Raw genomic sequence first — 18,071 nt, 5'->3', positions numbered from 1 at the left:
GAATAGCAGAGAAGTGGGAATTTCGTAACAAGAATTTCGGAAAAAATTTTGAGCGGAGTCGAAAATCAAACGCTCAATTCCGGCATTTATATCCCGAATACGGTAGTCCGATGCGATATTGCCAGTCCGGATTTAACGCGCAAGTTCGATTCTGAAGCGCTAATGTTGTCGGAAAATCCCGTTTTCTCAATCCAGGCACGATCGCCCAAATCTCTTTGACATCCGCCGACAAACTTGCCAATCTGCTCCAAACTGCGCTGTCTCCTTGAGTTTTCGATAAAAACGCAAATTGAGAAGGCTGACAATTTTTGGGAGATTGTTGCTCAGTTGATTGAACCGCCAGAGCAAATCCTAAGCCGACCGCAATATCCTGAAAATCGTTATAAGCCATGACGATCGCTCGACAGTCTGGATCCGTCACGATATTTTGCGCTACTCGATCGGGAGTATAGGGCTTGAGAAAAACTAAGTTCGAGATTACGAATATACAACTGAGTGCGCCAACTCCATAGAGCATCCATTGCGAGCCTGCGCGCTGTTTCCAAAAACTCGCCCCAATTAATGCACAGACTGCCGGATAGTAAATAAAGTTGTATCGCGGCACTTGTGTAATATCTTTGCCGAGCACATAGACGATCGCTAAAAATTCCAGCAGCACTCCCCCGACAAAACTGATCAAGACCAGCGTTTCCCCATGTGTATCCGGATCTTTCCAGAGACACTTCAATCCGCGAATCATCCACCAAATGAGCCATCCTGCGAACAGCAGCATCGATACACTCGACAGCACAATGATCCAAGTCGGTTGAAACTCGACCGGAAATGCGACTACCATCACCAACCAGCCTGCCGCAAACTGATACAAAGGTGCTAAAAAACTCCACCAAGCAGTCTGAGACGTGGCTAACCAATCTGTTTCAGGACGGGTCATATGACTGATAAAGGTGGGCAGCCACGGCAACCCAATGGCAAAAATGCCAAATCCGGCGGCAACAATCGCGCCCCAACTCCGCCACCAAAACTTGGTCGCAGGTCTTAAGCGCATTTGCAGCACGATTAAGGCAAAAAACTGAGCGGCGATCGCGAGCACTAAAAAATAATGCACATAGAATCCAATGCCATTTACGAGAATCCACCCGATCCAAATCTTCGGATCGTGTCGCTGCTGGACTAAATTTTGTTGAATCCGAATCAAGCCCATCAATCCCGCGATTACAAACAGCATCGGAACTGTATAGTGGCGAGCTTCCTGGGAGAGATAGACCGCAAAAGGCGAAACTGCCATTGTCATGGTGGCGGCAATGCCTGCTGAAGTCGAGAAGGCGAAGCGATTGAGCCAATACACCCCGAAGATGGCTGCAACGCCTGCAACAGCGCTCAGCGATCGCAATTTCCAGATCCAATTGCCGGGAGCAAATTGCACCCACTGATGCATCCAGCAAAAAAATAGCGGCGGGTGTACTGATTGTGTCGAAACGGTTTGAGCAATATTCGCGCAAGTGGTTGGCTTCAGTTGAAACAACTGATCTAAAACAGATAGATTAAAAAACTGCTCTAAAGGAACTTCACCATAATTCCGTCCAAAGCTGAAAATTGCGGTAATGACTTCATCCATCCACAACGGTTTGAGGTCGAGGTTCCAAAATCGCAAAACCCCACCGATCAGCAGAACCGCAATCAAACTCATCCAGTGCTTCAAGAGAAAAAGATCGAAACTCCAGCCTGAAGATTACACTAAAACCGGGACTCTGGAGAAAGGCAGATGCGGGTGATTGGAATTACAGGCGGAATCGCCATGGGCAAGACAACCGTTTCAAACTATCTTGCAACGACTTACCATTTTCCGATCGTGGATGCTGATCTAGTCGCACGCGAGGCAGTTGCAGTCGGCTCGCCAATTCTGTCGCAAATTGTCGATCGCTATGGATCAAAGCTGATTCGACTCGATGGCACGCTCGATCGATCGCGCTTAGGAGAAATTATTTTTGCCGATCCAAGCGAGCGAGCTTGGCTAGAGCAGCAAATTCATCCGTATGTTCGTAAAGTTTTTGAGACAGAACGTGATCATGCGACTGTACCGACTGTGTTTGTGATTCCGCTGTTATTTGAAGCGCAAATGACAGATTTAGTCACGGAGATTTGGGTGATTACTTGTTCTGAGCAGCAGCAAATTCAGCGATTAATGCAGCGAGAGAAATTAAGTTTAGAGCAAGCCAAGGCGCGAATTCAGAGCCAAATGCCGATTCAAGAAAAGTGCGATCGTGCCACGGTGGTTTTAGAGAATTCCACTAGCTTAGAGGCATTATTAAAACAAGTGGATCAAGCCGTCGATCGACTCAGTTGACAAGGGGCTATCGTTGCCAGATAGACTGATCAAGGCACAATCCTCAGACAAAATTTATTATGGCAGCTACATTAAAACAAATAGCAGGTTATCTCGATGCCAAAGGCTGGAAATACCGAATTGATGAAGAGGGCAGTCGAATTTTGACTGGGGTATTCGGCTCAAATTTAGAAGATTTTTTAATTGTGATTCAACTCGATGAAGATGGCGAATTCTTTGAAATGTTTGCGCCACGAGTTTTAGCAGGCGTTCAGAATCATCCGCATAAGACTGCGATTTTACAAACCATGTTAGCGATTTCTTGGGAAACGAAGATGCTGCAGTGGGAGTATGATCCATCCGATGGTGAAATCCGCGCGATCATTGAGTTTCCGTTAGAAGATGCTCTGCTGACAGAACGACAGTTCAACCGCTGTTTGCTGAGCTTAGTCGAATTGGTTGATGAGTTAGCACTGCCGCGCTTGAAAACAGTCATGGAAACGGGTGAAGATCCAGGCGATCTCGAAGAAGGGGAACGCCTCTTGCTGGCATTGCAAGAAGAGTCGCCAGGATTGCTGACGGTGCTAGAACGAGCAATGGAAGCGAGAAAGCGTCGAGGACGGAGATTGCCTTCTGAGGAGAAGGATGATGATGAATCGTTGGCTTAATTGTTGAGGGGGCTGAGTTGTAGTGCTGCTAGTGAATTTCCACTCTGATTACTCAGTAGATCGGCGCAATTCGCTTGAAGATAGTTGCTTCGTTGCTCACCCGCCCTGAACTGGAAGTTCGGGCTAACCGTGCCAAGTGGGTTGAAACCCACTGAAGAAGCCGTTTTCATTGGCTGTTAGTCCCAGAGCGGACTTCGCACAGTTAGCCCCGAATTCATTCCGGGGCGGGTGAGCAACGAAGCGAACGGACTCATCTACTGATTCGCGGGGACAAGTGCGAATCGATATCACCATTCAGCAACTTCATTTAAGCGAGTCCAACGAGCTTCTCGCTCAACTCCCACATGCGTTTTGCTTTTGCGTCATCAGTTACTTTTTCAGACAACTCTTGCACGAAAGATTCGCGTCCTTCTTTCTGCCGATTTCCCCAACTCCAATGCACGCCTGACTGCTTGAACTCAGGATCAGCGACCACTTGAGCAGTTCGCTCCCCTGCTAGCTCTTGCGATACATAGCCTCCCGTAATGTTCTTTTGGAACCAGGGGAAGACTTTTTGGAAGACGGGTAAACTATTGCGGAACAAGGGTGTATCTGCGACGCAGCCTGGATAGAGTGTGTTGAAAACAATGCCAGTCGAATCGTGATAGCGACGATGTAGCTCTCGGCTAGTAATCATGTTGCACAGCTTACTATCCTTGTAAGCTTTTCCTGCCTTAAAGGGTTTGCCATCAATCATCGCGATCGGGGCTTTGAATCCAGCTTCTAATCCTGACAAATCGCCCAAATCTGCTGGAGCCGGAATTGGAATCTTGCCGCCTAATTCTTTCGAGTTCGCCGTCACTGTTCCTAAGATGATCAACCGGGGATCATTATGAGTCGAATGTTTCAGGTCTTCGAGAAGCAAATTGCACAAGAGAAAATGCCCGAAGTGATTGGTTGCAACGCTCAGTTCGTAGCCTTCAGGGCTGCGCATCGGCTCTTTGAGTAACGGCATGTAAACGGCTGCGTTACATACGAGAGCATCCAGAGACTTGCCGCTTTCTCGAAACTGGGTGACAAACTTGCGAACGCTTTCTAATGAACCCAGATCGATATGCATCAGAGTATAGCTATCAGGCGGCATGCCGAGAGATTTGGCAGCGCTCTCTGCCTTCTCTAAATTTCGACAAGCCATCACCACATGCCAACCTCTTTTCACCAAAGCTTTTGCTGCGTACAAGCCGACACCAGAGGACGCGCCAGTAATTACAACCGTGGGTTTTTGATCCTGTGCCATTTTCTTAAATCTTCGTGAATCGTTGACTGTCTTCATGTTCCCACATGAGCGATCGCAGATTTCCCTTTCAGCTATTACAGAATGTTGAGTAACAAAATATTGCGAATAATCCCGGTCTTGGCTGCATTATTAAAGAGTGAAGCCTGTTATTCTGTCTTCTTGCCCCTTGTTCTGCGTTTATGGATGCCACGCTCGCAACAACCTTACAAATTGTCATCACAGTGATGGCAGGAATTGGAGCGCAGGTCGTTGCGGAATGGGTGCAGATTCCGGCGATCGTCTTTTTGCTCTTGTTTGGGGTGATTTTAGGATCGAGCGTGCTGAATTGGTTGCATCCGGATCAGTTGGGGACTGGGCTAGAAGTTCTGATTGCGCTTTTGGTGGCAGTGATCTTGTTTGAAGGCGGATTTAATCTGCAATTGAGAGAACTGGGTCGAGTGTCAGGCAGTTTGCGGAATTTGGTGACGATCGGGACGCTGATCACAATATTGGGCGGAGGATTAGCCGCGCATTGGTTGAGTGAATTTCCTTGGTCGATCGCGTTTCTATATGCTGCGTTAGTCGTGGTCACAGGCCCCGTTGTGATTAACTCGCTGCTGCGGCATGTAAAAGTTGATCGACAAGTTGCGACGATTTTAGAAGGGGAAGGCGTGCTGATTGACCCCATCGGTGCAATTTTGGCAGTGGTTGTGTTGAATGTGGTTTTGAATGGTCAGTCGAATCCGTTCAACATTGCCGGAGATTTGATCCTCCGCTTAGGCATTGGGGGTGGAATTGGAGCCATTGGAGCTTGGCTCATGGGCGTTTTGCTCCGGCGGGCGACGTTTCTCTCTGAAGACTTGAAAACCTTAGTGGTTCTGGCTGGATTGTGGGGCTTGTTTGGGCTAGCACAGACGATTCGCAGTGAAGCAGGATTGATGGCAACGGTGGTTGCGGGCATCGTGCTGAGAGCGTTTGCGCTGCCCGAGGAACGATTGTTGAAACGGTTTAAAGGACAGCTAACGACTTTAGCGGTTTCGGTACTGTTTATTTTATTGTCGGCAGATTTGTCGATCGCTGGAATTCTTGCTCTGGGTTGGGGTGGATTATTCACAGTGTTCGCTTTAATGTTCGTAGTTCGTCCGATTAGTGTTTTCGCTTGTACTTGGAAAAGTGATCTCAATTGGCGACAAAAAATCTTTCTCAGTTGGATTGCTCCCCGGGGAATTATTGCGGCTTCTGTTGCGTCGATTTTTGCGATTCTTCTGACGCAACGAGGTATTAACGGGGGTGATTCGATTAAGGCACTCGTCTTTTTGACGATTATATTAACCGTCGTATTGCAATCCGTGAGTGCTCAGATGCTTGCGAATCTGTTGAAGATTACCGCAGAAGATACGACTGGCGCGGTGATTGTGGGATGTAGTCCTTTGAGTTTGTTGATTGCAAGATTGTTTCGCGATCGCGGAGAATCGATCACGCTGATCGACACTGATCCAGACTCTTATCCTACCGATGCGAATTTGACAGTTTTTATTCGCAGTGCTTTAGATACGGATGTTTTAGAAGAAGCGGGCTTAGCTTCAGTGGGAACTTTTCTAGCAATGACGAATAATAGTGAGGTGAATCTGGTCTTAGCTCAAAGAGCGATCGAGGAATTTGCGCCGCCGCGTGTGTTGTCGGTATTTCCGGCGGATGCGACTGCTTCGATCAAGATTCAGGGAGCATTCACAGCACAGTTTAATTTGAAAACTTGGAATCAGTTTCTCGCGGATAATGCCGTGAAGTTAGGAGAGACGGAGTTTGGCGAGAATTTTGAAGCACAACAGGCATATCTGCGATCGCTGATCGACTCTGAAACGGTGCTGCCAGTTTTACTCGAACGGGACAATAGTTTACAAGTTTGTCCGGCCGAGATGACTTGGCAAGTGGGCGATCGATTAATTTATCTCTTGCATGATCCCAAACCGAAGTTACTCAAAGTTCTCGGTGGTTCAAATCAAACGAAATTGACGTTAGAAAAACTATCAGAGATCGAGGAGATTCCGGTGCTTGAAGCCAGCGTTGACGAATCTTCGGTATGATTGATGGGTTGCATTCGTCTTGTTGAACTATGACTGCCTCGACTGGAATTTCGCTTACAACTTTGGCGCAGCAAACTCAAGCCGCAGCCCGTCAGCTTGCGGTGCAACCGACCGAACGGCGCAATGATGCGATCGCCAAAATTGCTGATGCGTTAGAAAGTCATGCTGCTGAAATTCTCGCAGCGAATGCAGCAGATTGCGAAGCGGCAAAATCAGATGGAATTGCATCAGCTTTGTATGCCCGATTGAAGTTAGACGAGGCAAAACTGAAAGCTGCGATCGTAGGCGTTCGAGATGTCGGAAAGCTCGCTGATCCGATTGGGGCGGTTCAGATTCATCGCGAATTAGATGAAGGCTTGATTCTGAAGCGAATTACTTGCCCCTTGGGTGTTTTAGGCGTGATTTTTGAAGCCCGACCCGATGCGGTGATGCAGATTTCTAGCCTTGCGATTAAGTCGGGCAATGGTGTGATTCTTAAAGGTGGGAAAGAAGCAATTCGATCGTGTGAAGCATTAGTCAAAGCAATTCAAGAAGGACTGTCGCAAGCAGGAATTGATCCAGCTGTGGTGCAACTTTTGACCACGCGAGAAGAAACACTGGAGTTATTAAAGCTTGATCAGTATGTGGATTTGATTATTCCTCGCGGCTCGAATTCGTTTGTGAAATTTGTTCAAGACAATACGCGAATTCCAGTGCTCGGTCATGCTGATGGAATCTGTCATTTGTACGTCGATCGAGCAGCGGATATTCCCAAAGCCATTCAAATTGCAGTTGATTCTAAAACGCAATATCCGGCAGCTTGTAATGCGATCGAGACGTTACTGGTGGATCAAGCGATTGCTTCAGAATTTCTCCTCGAAGCGGCTCCGGCATTTCAAGCTAAGAATGTTGAACTGCGGGGAGATGAACGCACGCGCGACATTCTCAACATTGCAGCAGCAACCGAAGCAGATTGGTCAACCGAGTACAGTGATTTGATTCTGGCGATCAAAATTGTGGATTCGACAGAAGATGCGATCGCTCATATCAACACTTACGGCTCGAAACATACCGAAGCGATCGCAACCGAAGATGCAAAAACGGCGCGGTATTTTCTCGATCGAGTCGATGCAGCAGGTGTATATCACAACTGTTCGACTCGATTTGCCGATGGTTTCCGCTATGGATTTGGTGCAGAGGTTGGGATTAGTACTCAGAAAATGCCGCCGCGAGGTCCAGTTGGGTTAGAAGGGCTAGTGACTTACAAGTATCAGCTAGTTGGAAATGGTCAAATCGCCGCAACTTACTCAGGCGCAAACGCGAAACCCTTTACACATCGAGACTTGTAGGAAGTACCCAGACGGGCACTGTCGATCGCTTGGCTCCTGGAAGACGATAGATTCGTTCCCTAAACAACAGGAGTTCCAAAGATGGCGATTGACGAAACCAAAATGGTGCAGTCGATTTATGACACGCTGTTTAATGCCTATACTAAAACCCCTCCAGGTGGACTACCCGCTGGCAGTCAGGCGGATAAAGTTTTTATCACGATGGTTCCGGGTGGAGAGCCGATCAATGTTGCTCAGTATGCAAATCCGGTTAGTCCGCTGAATCCACAAGGCATTCCTGCCGCTGCTGAAAACTTTTCTCGATTGGTTGATCGTGTGCCGCTAGTCAATGGCACGTTTGTAGACACAGGCAAGAAAGTTTCTGAAGTCTACAAACAAGTGGTTGAAGGTGCAAGTGTGACTCCGCAACCTGTCGATCCAGCACTCAAAGCAGCTTACGATGCAGCATTTGATCTGCTCAATGACAAAGGACAAGACTTCAACGATTTGGGACAACCGATCGAAGTCGATGTTGATTCGATGCTTTATGTAAACTACAAGCGCAAGCAAAATGCTTACATTGATGCAGTCGCTTCTTTTGTCGCAGAGTCTTCTAAGTATGACATGACGAAACCTGCGGATCAGCGAGCTTGGGCAATGTTGGGACCGTCGCTGCAACGTCGCTTGGTCACAGCTTGGAATGATTTCCAAACGGCTCAGGCGAAACGCGTAGAAGACGCGCTGGCAACAATGGCACAGTCTGCCACAAATCAGGTCGGTCGTGTGTTCAAAGATGCTCAAGAAAAACTGGTACTGCTCGAAAAAGGCAGCGCTCGTGATCAAGCTGAAAAGTACTTTGCAAGCTATGCTTTCCCGGCAAATTGGTACTCGTCGAGTGCTGCTCAAGGCTGGTCTTCTCTGAGTTTTACCTCTTCGCGCTATCAGTTAAATGAAAGCTCTAGCTTCAAGAAATTTGGCGGTGGAGCGAAGTTCAATTTGGGCTTGTGGAGTGTGGGCGGCGGAGCTTCGCATAGTGAAACTCGTCGGCATATGGATAGTCAAACTGATGATCTGTCGGTGAGCTTCCGGTATGCGCGGATTAATATCGATCGTCCTTGGATGAATCCGATGATCTTCGATTTGCCCGGTTGGAAGTATGGGGTCATGGGTAAAGGCAGCATTGCTTCGGGTAATCCGGCGACCGCAGATGGCAGAATTATGCCGTTGTTGCCGACTGGTTTTATTGTCGTGCGCGATTTGAAGATTAGCGCGACTTGGAGTAGTGCTGAGAAAGACTACATTAGTAAATCGACCAAAGGTGGCGGTAGCTTTGGTTGGGGTCCATTCTCGGTGGGTGGATCATATGAATCGAATTCGACGAATTTCCGCTTCCAGTCTGAATTTGATGGACGGACTTTATCGGCTCCCGGACTGCAATTGATGGCATTCATTAACGCAGTACTCCCGATGTCGCCGAAGGAATAGGTTACGCATCGAGTCGGGCAGTACTTGGAAAACCTCCTCTTTGATCAGGGGAATCGTTGAAAGTGCTGCCTGATGATCTGTTGATTCATCGACTGTGGAGAGATTGTGATGCCGATCGATCAAATTGCCCTCATTCAAACTGTTTACGATACGATTTTTTCAACTTTAGTTCAGCCTCCGCGACCCGGCGCACCCAATGCGCGATCGCAAGAAATGCTCTTAACTTTGGAATGGCCCGGTCAACAACTCGATGCCAGCCAGTACCAAAATCCCTGGACTCCTCAAAATCCCAATGGTTCGACTTTAGCGACTGAGATGTTTTCAGCGTTGATTGATGCCATTCCGCTTGTCGATGCAACTTATGTCGATTCGGGCGTAACCGTTGAGGAAATGTACGAGTTTGCTTTAGCCGCGAATGCGATTCCATTGCCGCCGGATGCCAGTGGTCAAGTGCCCCCCAATCCGGTGAATGTTACGTTGCAAAATGCTCGACAATTGTTTGAGCATACCAAGATGGCAAGTGTAATTCAGCCTGTTTTGTCATATCGTCCGTCCTATGCGACTCCTGGGAATTGGTGTGATGAAGCAGCCATGCAAACTTGGACGCAGATCAATGTCAACTCAAATCAGACGAAGAAGATCGCAGATTCGCCCTTTGTGCGCGTCGGAGGCGCAAAACGGATCAAAGACGGGATTTGGAAGTTACCTAAAGGTGGCATAAAGCCAGGTGGAACGATTGAAACTCCGCCGATTAAAACATTACCAATCGATCCGGAAATTCTCCGTCGTACTCGAATCAATCCTCGTCTTGATCGTGTAGTTGCTCGTCCATTGAATACGGCGACGCTTGCAACGCCAGCAGTGACGGCAAAACAAGCGCTGCAAATGCAACATATCTCACCGAATCCAATGTTAGTCAGTCGGATTCGACCTGATATTTTAGAGAAAATCAAGCTGCGTCCGTTAGAAGATCGAGCGATCGATACCGAAACGAAAGACTTGAATATCTCATTCCGATGCTGTCGCGTCAATTTCTCGCGCCCCTGGTTGCTGAAATCGTTACTCGAAATCACAGGCTGGACGTTGCCAGGACAAGCGCCCGGAAGCTTATCTTCTGGAAAGTTAGAAGAAAATTTTGGCTCGTTTCCGCTGTTGCCGATCGGGTTTATTGCAGTGCGTGATCTGAAGATTAGTGCGAATTGGAGTAAAGTCGATCGAGAATTTGCAACGCAGGTCGCTTCTGGAAAACAAGCGATCGGGTTTGGCCCATTCTCGCTGAGTGGTAACTATGCCGAATCTGGCAGAACTTACACTTCAAGCTTTGATGGCGTCACGATTTCTTCGCCGGGTCTACAAATTCTGGGCTGGATCAATCTGGTGATTCCGTTCGCGCCGCCAGCATAGGGAAATTGGTTGACTGTGCTGTTTTTATAGCGAATCAAGAGTGGGGAGTAGGGAACTACAAAAGGCATCACACCCTACTCCCCACTCCCCACTTTACAAATGATTTAGGACTGTTACATCTAAATTAGACGTAATTCACAATCCGTGCAAACCCTTTCGGATCAAGGCTTGCACCACCGACTAAAGCCCCATCAATCTCAGGCTGTGCCATGATTTCATCAACATTCTCAGGCTTCACTGAACCGCCGTATTGAATCGTGACATTCGGATTGGTCAACTTACTGCGGATTAATCCAATCACGCGATTGGCTTCGATCGCTTCACAAGTATCGCCCGTCCCGATCGCCCAAATTGGCTCATAGGCAATCACCAGATTCTCTTGGTCAACGCCGACTAAGCCGAGTTCTAATTGTTTGAAAATGACGGCTTCGGTTTCGCCTGCATCCCGTTGCTGCTTACTTTCACCCACGCAGAGAATCGGTTTTAATCCGGCTTTTTGTGCTGCTTTCAGTCGCAGATTTACGGTTTCATCGGTTTCGCCAAAAAATTGTCGTCTTTCGCTGTGCCCGATCACGACATAGCGCACACTCAATTCTTGCAACATCGCAGCCGAAATCTCGCCTGTAAAAGCCCCAGACTCTGCCCAATGAACGTTTTGCGCCCCAACTTGAATCCGACCGCCGTGCAAGTTTTTCGACAACACTGCTAAATCAGTAAACGGCACACACAGTAAAACTTCTCGATCGTCTGGTGTCTCGTCTAGCTGAGGCTTAAACTCCTGCAAAAACTCCAAGGTTTCTGCTTGAGTCTTAAACATTTTCCAGTTGCCAGCAATGATAACTTTTCGCACGGTTTTTCAGAAATAAACAGATTAAATTGCACTCTCCAGTCTACGGCTTTGGGGGGACAGTTCGATTTCGGATTTTAGATTTTGGGAAGGAAGTGGGGAAGTGGGGACTCTACTCCCTACTCCCCACTCCCCACCTCTTAGAGCGCGATCGCATTCGGACGAATCTGCGCCCGCCAGTCTAGAGGCTCCGTCGTGAAAAGGAATTGCTGGCTCGTCGGAGTCTTACCATCCATCAGCCAGATTGCCGTTTCACCTGTGATATTGTTGCGCCAGATCAGATCCGCTTTTCCGTCGCCGCTGGTATCTCTGGCTCCATTCACTGCCCAGGCTTGATCCGCGATTTGAGCGATAAAGCCTGCATCGGCTAGGGACGTTCCATTCAAGAGCCAGACTGCGTTCTCGCCCGTTTGGATATTGCGCCAGACTAAATCTGCCTTGCCATCGCCACTGGTATCACAGACATCTGCAATTCGCCAGCCTGGAGTCGTGGTTTGCAGAATGAATTGCTGGCTGGTTGAGGTCAGACCATTCATCAGCCAAATCGCATTCTCCCCGGTGACATCATTGCGCCAGATTAAATCTGCTTTGCCATCACCACTGGTATCTCGGGCTGCAACAATCCGCCAATCTTGGTTCGGGATTGGCGCAATAAAGCCTGCAGACGCGATCGCATTACCATTCATCAGCCAGATGGCATTCTCTCCGGTGCGGGTATTTCGCCAGACGAGATCGGCTTTGCCGTCATAGTTAAAGTCTGCGACATCGGCGACTTGCCACCCTGCTTCAACAGTTATCAGTGAAGTCGCGCTTGTCCGATTGAAGCCATCCATCAGCCAGACTTCGGTTTCTCCGGTTGCCGAATTCACCCAGAAAATGTCTGCTGTGCCGTCATTGTTGAAATCGCGCGAAGCGGCGACTTGCCAGTTTTGACTCGCTAGGGTCGGGATCAAGCTGGTTGACTCGATACTTGTTCCATCCATCAGCCAGATCGCATTTTCCCCGGTTGAGGTGTTGCGCCAGAGGAGATCTGTTTTCCCGTCTGCGTCAAAGTCACGCGTTGAGACAATGCGCCAGTTTGCTCCGGTGATCGCTGTAAAGGCTGCCTCGGTGACTTGTGTACCGTTCAGGAGCCAGATTGCGGTTTGATTAGTATTAGAATTTTGCCATGCTAAATCGACGCTGTTATCGCCGTTGAAGTCGGGCAAGGCACAGTCGTTGTCGCTCATGCGGGTCAGTTTCACATTCAGCGGCAAATTTTGTGGGCTGAGCGCTGCATTTACGGGTGGATTCAAATTGATCTGGAGATTCTTATCCAAAACTGTTGGAGAATTGCTCAGTCCGGTGAGAGTGACGCTCCCGGTCGTTTGCCCCGCCGCGATCGTAATGACATTATTGGACAGTTGATAGTCAATTCCTTGGATGGCATCGCCTGAGATGAGTAAGGGAATCGTCACAGTTTGAGTCGAAGCAACATCTAAGGTCGCCGTAATATTAAAGCTGCCACTTGGCTTGATTACCCGCGTCCCGCCATCAAAATCGACGAGTGGAATGTACGGCCCATCAAATGTATTAATTGCCAGATTGTTGACTTCGTGGAAATTGAATTGATTGCCTGTGGACGCTGCAAAACCAAATTTAAACGTGCTAGGTAAAGCCCCATTGCGATCGCTTTGGGTGATGTTGAAGTCACTGATTAGTTTTTCATCGACTTCTAAGGTGCCATTGCCATTGACATCGAAGGAGACAGAGAGGTTGCCGTTGGGGTTGAGATCGATGCCGACTCGGCGACGGGCAGTGGTGCGAACAGATGTGTTGACATCGATTCTGTTTCCTCCCGGCAGTTTTGCGTTGGTGAGGAGCGCATAGTTGAGAGATTCTTTGCCGCGAACTGCGATCGTTTGTGAAGAGAATCCTGTACCGCCTGCTCCATAGCCAGTGTTGGAGAAGTTACCGAATTCATCAAAGCCAATCCCCAAATAGCCGCCTTCGAGTCCTGCTACGGTTGGAGATTGGGTTGAATCAGAGGAGTATCCTAAGCTACCTCCGACTGCTCCACCCCTCGTTGGGTTCGCCGCTCCATCAATGAGAAAAAAGCTAATGCCGTCTGCACCATTTCCGCCATAGGCGTAGAGATCAAATTCTACAGAAAGCCCGCTGGCTGAGTTGATCGGTTGGTCGTAGATGACAAATGAGCCTTGATTTTGTGTGTTATTGGTCAGCCGCAGTACGCCATTTCCAGGGGTGTCTGTTCCTCCTCCGGGTAAGCCGCCTGCTGAGGCAGAAGCGTTACTACGAGCGGTCAAGATAGGCGGAAGTGCCCCGTCTCGACTGGTTCCAAAGAGCCAGTTCAATTGGCTGACATCTGCGTTTGCGAAAGATTCGGTTAAGATGCTTTGTCCCGGCATGATTCACCCAACAATTTTTGTGTCCATTGATTTGATTACTTAACCATTCTTGGGCACTGTTCTCTAGCGGGTTCGTGAGCTTATGAGTAATTTTTTATACCGAAATGCTCAGTACAGAGTTTCCTGTACCGCTTCTCTACGCTCGTGAACACAGTCTAAAACTGATTTTGATTTCTAAAAGAATTTACGGAGAACCTGCGGTCATCGCAGTCTGCACGGCTGCAATGCTGACGGTTTGATAGATCGATTTCAGGGTTTCCATTGCGGCTTGATTTGCGGGTGGCTCGATGGGGAGAAGTCCGAGTACATCCAGCACGGTTTCGCTGCTAGGAGGCGGGGTAATGACGATGAGAGATGATTCCAGTTGTTCGTCGTAGTTCCAAAGTCGATCGCGATCAAGCGGGGTTGTAGGACGGACTGCCGCAATTTCAGTCTGAGGTTCGTCACTGCCAGAACTGCGAATTTTTCGTAAGGCGCTAATGATTTCTTCTTTGCTGCGTCCGCGCAGTTGGAAGAGAACGAATGGATCTTCGCTAAAGCGATCGCCGAGTAGATAGTAAACGGCTCCGATATGTTTACAAGGATTCGCCGGATCGGGGCACGAACAACGGCTGTGAATATCGAATTTATTGAATGGAAAAAGGCTTAAGCCATTCGCAGTAAAGACATCTTGAATGTTTTGGGGCATTTCGCCAGCGAGCAGTTTTGCCGAGAAGATCGCGCGTTCTGCCATTGATTCGATGATGTAGCTCCATTGTTCGTCGGTAAAGCGATCGAGCGAAAACGAGACTTCATATGGTTCGGGTGCGGTTCCTTGAACCATCGCTTTTACTTTCGCGCCAACGAAGTCAAGGCTTAACACATTGCCTTGTCGGGCATAGTTGCGGGCGCGAGCTAATCGCTGAGTGAATCCGATCCGCTCTAGAACTTCGATCCACTGTTCAGTCCACCATTCTCGATTGGGAGGTGAATAACTATCTGTCATGGTTTATTCCTCAATTACCGCAGTTCGATCGAGTAAGAGTAAGTCTCTGAGTTGATCGGTGTTTAACTCAGTCAGCCAGTTTTCACCTGTGCCGACAACTTGTTCGGCTAAGGCTTTTTTGGATTCGATCATGTCGTGAATTCGTTCTTCTAAGGTTCCGGTACAAACGAATTTGTGAACCTGAACATTGCGAGTCTGACCAATGCGGAAGACACGATCGGTCGCCTGATTTTCAACGGCGGGATTCCACCAGCGATCGTAGTGAAACACATGATTCGCTCGCGTCAAATTCAAACCAACGCCGCCTGCTTTGAGCGACAGAATGAAGATTCTTGGTGCTTGGGGATCGTTTTGAAAGCGATCGATCATGGCTTCGCGCTGTTTCTTGGGTGTACTGCCGTATAGGAAGAGTGTTTCTCGTCCCAATTGCTTTTCGAGATGCGGTTTGAGCAGTTTGCCCCATTCGGCGAATTGCGTGAAAATTAATGCGCGATCGCCTTCTGAAACTGCTTCTTCGAGCATTTCTTCGAGGCGTTGCAGTTTTGCGGATCGATTGGATTCAGCTTGCTCTTCTTTGTTGAACAAAGCGGGATGATTGCAAATTTGTTTGAGCTTCGTGAGCAGTGCAAGAATGATGCCTTTGCGCTGAATTCCGTCTGCCGCTTCGATTTCCGCGAGTGATTGATCAACGGTTGCTTGGTATAAGGCAGCTTGTTCTGCAGAAAGACCGCAGTAGACAGCCATTTCCTGCTTTTCAGGGAGGTCTTGAATGATAGTTTTATCGGTTTTGAGGCGGCGCAAAATGAAAGGTTGAGTCAGCGATCGCAAAGTTTGCATCGAGGTCGTATCGCCATAGCGTTCGATCGGAATGGCAAACCGTCTTTGGAAGAAGTTCTTTTGTCCCAAATAGCCGGGATTGAGGAAGTCAAGAATTGACCAGAGTTCAGTTAAGCGATTCTCAACAGGGGTTCCGGTGAGCGCAATGCGGAATTCTGCTTCGAGTTCTCGAACGGCTTGAGATTGTTTGGCTTCTGCGTTTTTAATGTTCTGTGCTTCGTCGAGAACAATCCCTTGCCACTCGACAAGCTGAAGGGATTTGAGATCGCGTTGAACGAGGGTATAGCTCGTAATGATTAGATTGGCACTTTTAGCAGATTTGGCGAAGGCTTGATTCTGCGATCGCTTGTCGCCGTGATGCACGATTACTTTTAAGGTCGGGGCAAATTTTTTCACTTCTCGTTCCCAGTTTCCGAGAACAGACGTGGGACAAATCAGCAGGATCGGTTGCTCTAATAGTCTGTTCTGTTTGAGCGTCAGAATGAAGGCAATGAGCTGAATCGTTTTGCCAAGACCCATATCATCTGCTAAGCACGCGCCCAGTCCCCATTTTTCTAAAAATTGCAACCAAGCGACACCACGAGCTTGATAGGGTCGCAATTCGCCTCGGAATTCTTTGGGGGTTTCGATTTCTTCTAGCGTTCCGGTTCCGGTTAAGGTTGTGACTAGCTCTTGCAATGCACCGGATGCTTCAAAGCTGACCACTGGCAGTTTCTCGATCGTTTGAGTATCGCCTGTACTAATTCGCAAAGCATCTTCGAGCGAGAGCGTGGTTTGATCTTTTCGAGCCGCAAAGAAAGACTGAGCAGATTTGATATCTGAAGATCGCAGTTCGACCCACTCGCCGTTAATCTCGACTAAAGGTGAATTCTGAGCGACTAAGCGATCGAATTCTTTTTTGCTTAGGCTCTGACCCCCGATCGACAATTCCCACTGAAAATTCAGCAAGCCTTGTAAGCCGAGTTTTCCTTTTTTCTGCTTGGTTGGTGTTGACGCTTTGATGCGTAGACCCAAGCGATTTGCCAGTCCGCCGCGATTCGCCAAGCTCTCCGGGAGAATCACTCCAATCCCACTATCCTGCAAGCGCCAGACCGTATTCATGATGAATTCGTACGCCTGTTTTGGGTCGAGTTGCAGGGCTTGGGGTCGAGCGTCTTGCAGACTCGGTTCAATCAGCGGATACAGCCGAGAAGCGAGTCCTAACCCCATGAGTAAAGTCTCTTGCGGTCGTTCGATGATGCGTCCTTCATGCTGCAACCGTTCGACAGGATTTCGCCAAATGATCGGAGCACTGACTGTGAACTCCGGATCATCGATCGCTTGGAGCAAGTATTCAATTACCCAACTCTGATACGCTTCAACGGGTGGAATCAGCTTGAGACAAACGCGAAACTGTTCTTGATCTTTTTGTAATGGCGCTTTCCAAATCTCTAGTGCATTCGATAGCGTTGTTGCATCTGTTTCACTGAGCGTTGCAGCTTTTGTTCCTAATCCTTGTATCCAAGTTTGTAAAAGCGATGAGGGTTTGGCGATGCTCACCGATTGACGCACTTGAGCATCGACCATTTGATTCAGAAAATCTCGCAGCAGATCTTGAGGTTCAATCGGTAGATCAATCGCGAGTTCTTCTCCAGACTGATACAGGCGACAGACGGAAGGCATCTGTCGTGCAAAATGCCGCGATCGCATCTGATCGGTGGAGCTATCAAGCAGAACTTCCCAATGATGCAAGCCGGGGAGAAACTTCGATCGAGCTAGCAAATCTAAAGCCCATCTTGCGACATGCGACCAAAATCGTAAATCTCCGCCGACAAAAGATTCCTCGCCGAGCGTTCCGAGCGGCACAGAATTGAGCAATTCAAATGCTTGAGCAGGTTCAAGCCACAGTCCTGCGACCTGCCACGGATACAGCACCCACTCAGACACCGGAGCCGCTGAAAGTTGAGGAGCATCTCCTTCAGTCGGCAGTGCTAAACCGCGAACTTGCCAATTTTTTAGGGTCGTTGCTGACTTCCGCCCCCGTTTTGTATCCTCTTCTAAGCTCGGCACTTTTAACGGCAAAGCTTCTAAAAACGTCAGCAACTCAGACTGATTCATCGCATAGGGATGGAGCGGAACGCCTGGAGCATCTTGTTTTGCTTCTAAGCGCCGCCAAGTCTCACCCCATAGAAAAAAACCGCCCTGAGAAACCCAACTACCGTGTAAAACTGCCATGCTGATCTATATGGATAAAAGCAAATAATCCTGAATTGGTGATTTAATCTTCCAAGACATCTCACGTTTGACTTAGAATCCGCTGCAAAATTTAATTTTAGCGATCGCGATTTCTCAATACAGAAAATCAATAAGCTTGATATTTTATTAAGTAGTTTAACAAGCCGTTAACATTGTTGAACTGTTGCGTTTACGCGATTATTCTAGCGCGATCGCACAAGGCAGGTTGCCCTTGATTTCGCTTGACCCTTCTG

The 18,071-nt window shown here is 48.3% G+C and carries 12 protein-coding genes; 6 read left to right on the top strand and 6 right to left on the bottom strand.

Annotated features, from left to right (window positions below; translation table 11 throughout):
* Positions 1–73: 73 nt before the first annotated feature.
* Positions 74–1,687 carry a glycosyltransferase family 39 protein gene (locus tag J0L70_RS00850; RefSeq protein WP_287452698.1) on the bottom strand — a complete coding sequence of 538 codons (1,614 nt, stop codon included), beginning with the start codon at positions 1,685–1,687 and terminating at the stop codon, positions 74–76.
* A gap of 75 nt (positions 1,688–1,762) precedes the next feature.
* Between J0L70_RS00850 and coaE the strand changes: the two genes are divergently transcribed.
* Together coaE and J0L70_RS00840 are read left to right on the top strand one after the other, a co-directional pair.
* On the top strand, positions 1,763–2,344 hold the full coding sequence (gene coaE, locus J0L70_RS00845; RefSeq protein ID WP_287452697.1) for a dephospho-CoA kinase: 582 nt from the start codon (positions 1,763–1,765) through the stop codon (positions 2,342–2,344).
* A gap of 59 nt (positions 2,345–2,403) precedes the next feature.
* The gene (locus J0L70_RS00840) at positions 2,404–2,991 is read left to right on the top strand and encodes a hypothetical protein (RefSeq protein WP_017290624.1); all 588 of its coding nucleotides are present in this window, start codon (positions 2,404–2,406) and stop codon (positions 2,989–2,991) included.
* Between the two features lie 307 nt (positions 2,992–3,298).
* On the opposite strand, the gene J0L70_RS00835 is transcribed toward J0L70_RS00840, so the two are convergent.
* Complete coding sequence (locus J0L70_RS00835; RefSeq protein WP_190648847.1) at positions 3,299–4,267, bottom strand: protochlorophyllide reductase; 969 nt, start codon at positions 4,265–4,267, stop codon at positions 3,299–3,301.
* Positions 4,268–4,446: 179 nt separating this feature from the next.
* On the opposite strand from J0L70_RS00835, the gene J0L70_RS00830 reads away from it, so the two are divergent.
* The 4 genes from J0L70_RS00830 to J0L70_RS00815 all read left to right on the top strand — a co-directional run bounded on the left by J0L70_RS00830 (position 4,447) and on the right by J0L70_RS00815 (position 10,526).
* Entirely contained in the window at positions 4,447–6,330 is a 1,884-nt protein-coding gene (locus tag J0L70_RS00830) for a cation:proton antiporter (RefSeq protein ID WP_268180301.1), read from the top strand.
* Positions 6,331–6,359: 29 nt separating this feature from the next.
* Entirely contained in the window at positions 6,360–7,658 is a 1,299-nt protein-coding gene (locus J0L70_RS00825) for a glutamate-5-semialdehyde dehydrogenase (RefSeq protein WP_287452696.1), read from the top strand.
* Between the two features lie 81 nt (positions 7,659–7,739).
* Positions 7,740–9,122, top strand: coding sequence for a hypothetical protein (locus tag J0L70_RS00820; protein ID WP_017290628.1), 1,383 nt, complete (start codon positions 7,740–7,742; stop codon positions 9,120–9,122).
* 108 nt (positions 9,123–9,230) lie between these two features.
* Complete coding sequence (locus J0L70_RS00815) at positions 9,231–10,526, top strand: hypothetical protein (RefSeq protein WP_017290629.1); 1,296 nt, start codon at positions 9,231–9,233, stop codon at positions 10,524–10,526.
* Between the two features lie 124 nt (positions 10,527–10,650).
* Here the strand turns inward: J0L70_RS00815 and tpiA are convergent, their stop codons facing one another.
* The 4 genes from tpiA to J0L70_RS00795 form a co-directional block, all read right to left on the bottom strand.
* Positions 10,651–11,376 (bottom strand): triose-phosphate isomerase, encoded by a 726-nt coding sequence (gene tpiA, locus J0L70_RS00810; protein WP_190648832.1) that lies wholly within the window; start codon positions 11,374–11,376, stop codon positions 10,651–10,653.
* Positions 11,377–11,513: 137 nt separating this feature from the next.
* Positions 11,514–13,781: an FG-GAP-like repeat-containing protein gene (locus J0L70_RS00805; RefSeq protein ID WP_287452695.1), complete on the bottom strand. Its 2,268-nt coding sequence runs from the start codon at positions 13,779–13,781 to the stop codon at positions 11,514–11,516.
* A gap of 184 nt (positions 13,782–13,965) precedes the next feature.
* The gene (locus tag J0L70_RS00800) at positions 13,966–14,766 is read right to left on the bottom strand and encodes an SWIM zinc finger family protein (RefSeq protein ID WP_017290632.1); all 801 of its coding nucleotides are present in this window, start codon (positions 14,764–14,766) and stop codon (positions 13,966–13,968) included.
* Between the two features lie 3 nt (positions 14,767–14,769).
* Complete coding sequence (locus J0L70_RS00795) at positions 14,770–17,817, bottom strand: sll1366 family intein-prone helicase (RefSeq protein WP_287452694.1); 3,048 nt, start codon at positions 17,815–17,817, stop codon at positions 14,770–14,772.
* Between the last annotated feature and the right edge of the window lie 254 nt (positions 17,818–18,071).

Origin of the sequence: Leptolyngbya sp. UWPOB_LEPTO1 (assembly GCF_017302695.1) — a bacterium.
Taxonomy (GTDB): domain Bacteria; phylum Cyanobacteriota; class Cyanobacteriia; order Leptolyngbyales; family Leptolyngbyaceae; genus Leptolyngbya; species Leptolyngbya boryana.
This window is presented reverse-complemented; position numbering and strand designations above follow the sequence as displayed.

Coding starts and splice junctions, on each gene's coding strand:
- J0L70_RS00800 (WP_017290632.1), bottom strand. CDS start 14,766: ATGACAGATAGTTATTCACCTCCCAATCGAGAATGGTGGACTGAACAG.
- coaE (WP_287452697.1), top strand. CDS start 1,763: ATGCGGGTGATTGGAATTACAGGCGGAATCGCCATGGGCAAGACAACC.
- J0L70_RS00835 (WP_190648847.1), bottom strand. CDS start 4,267: ATGGCACAGGATCAAAAACCCACGGTTGTAATTACTGGCGCGTCCTCT.
- J0L70_RS00850 (WP_287452698.1), bottom strand. CDS start 1,687: ATGAGTTTGATTGCGGTTCTGCTGATCGGTGGGGTTTTGCGATTTTGG.
- J0L70_RS00820 (WP_017290628.1), top strand. CDS start 7,740: ATGGCGATTGACGAAACCAAAATGGTGCAGTCGATTTATGACACGCTG.
- J0L70_RS00825 (WP_287452696.1), top strand. CDS start 6,360: ATGACTGCCTCGACTGGAATTTCGCTTACAACTTTGGCGCAGCAAACT.
- J0L70_RS00815 (WP_017290629.1), top strand. CDS start 9,231: ATGCCGATCGATCAAATTGCCCTCATTCAAACTGTTTACGATACGATT.
- J0L70_RS00830 (WP_268180301.1), top strand. CDS start 4,447: ATGGATGCCACGCTCGCAACAACCTTACAAATTGTCATCACAGTGATG.
- J0L70_RS00805 (WP_287452695.1), bottom strand. CDS start 13,781: ATGCCGGGACAAAGCATCTTAACCGAATCTTTCGCAAACGCAGATGTC.
- J0L70_RS00840 (WP_017290624.1), top strand. CDS start 2,404: ATGGCAGCTACATTAAAACAAATAGCAGGTTATCTCGATGCCAAAGGC.
- J0L70_RS00795 (WP_287452694.1), bottom strand. CDS start 17,817: ATGGCAGTTTTACACGGTAGTTGGGTTTCTCAGGGCGGTTTTTTTCTA.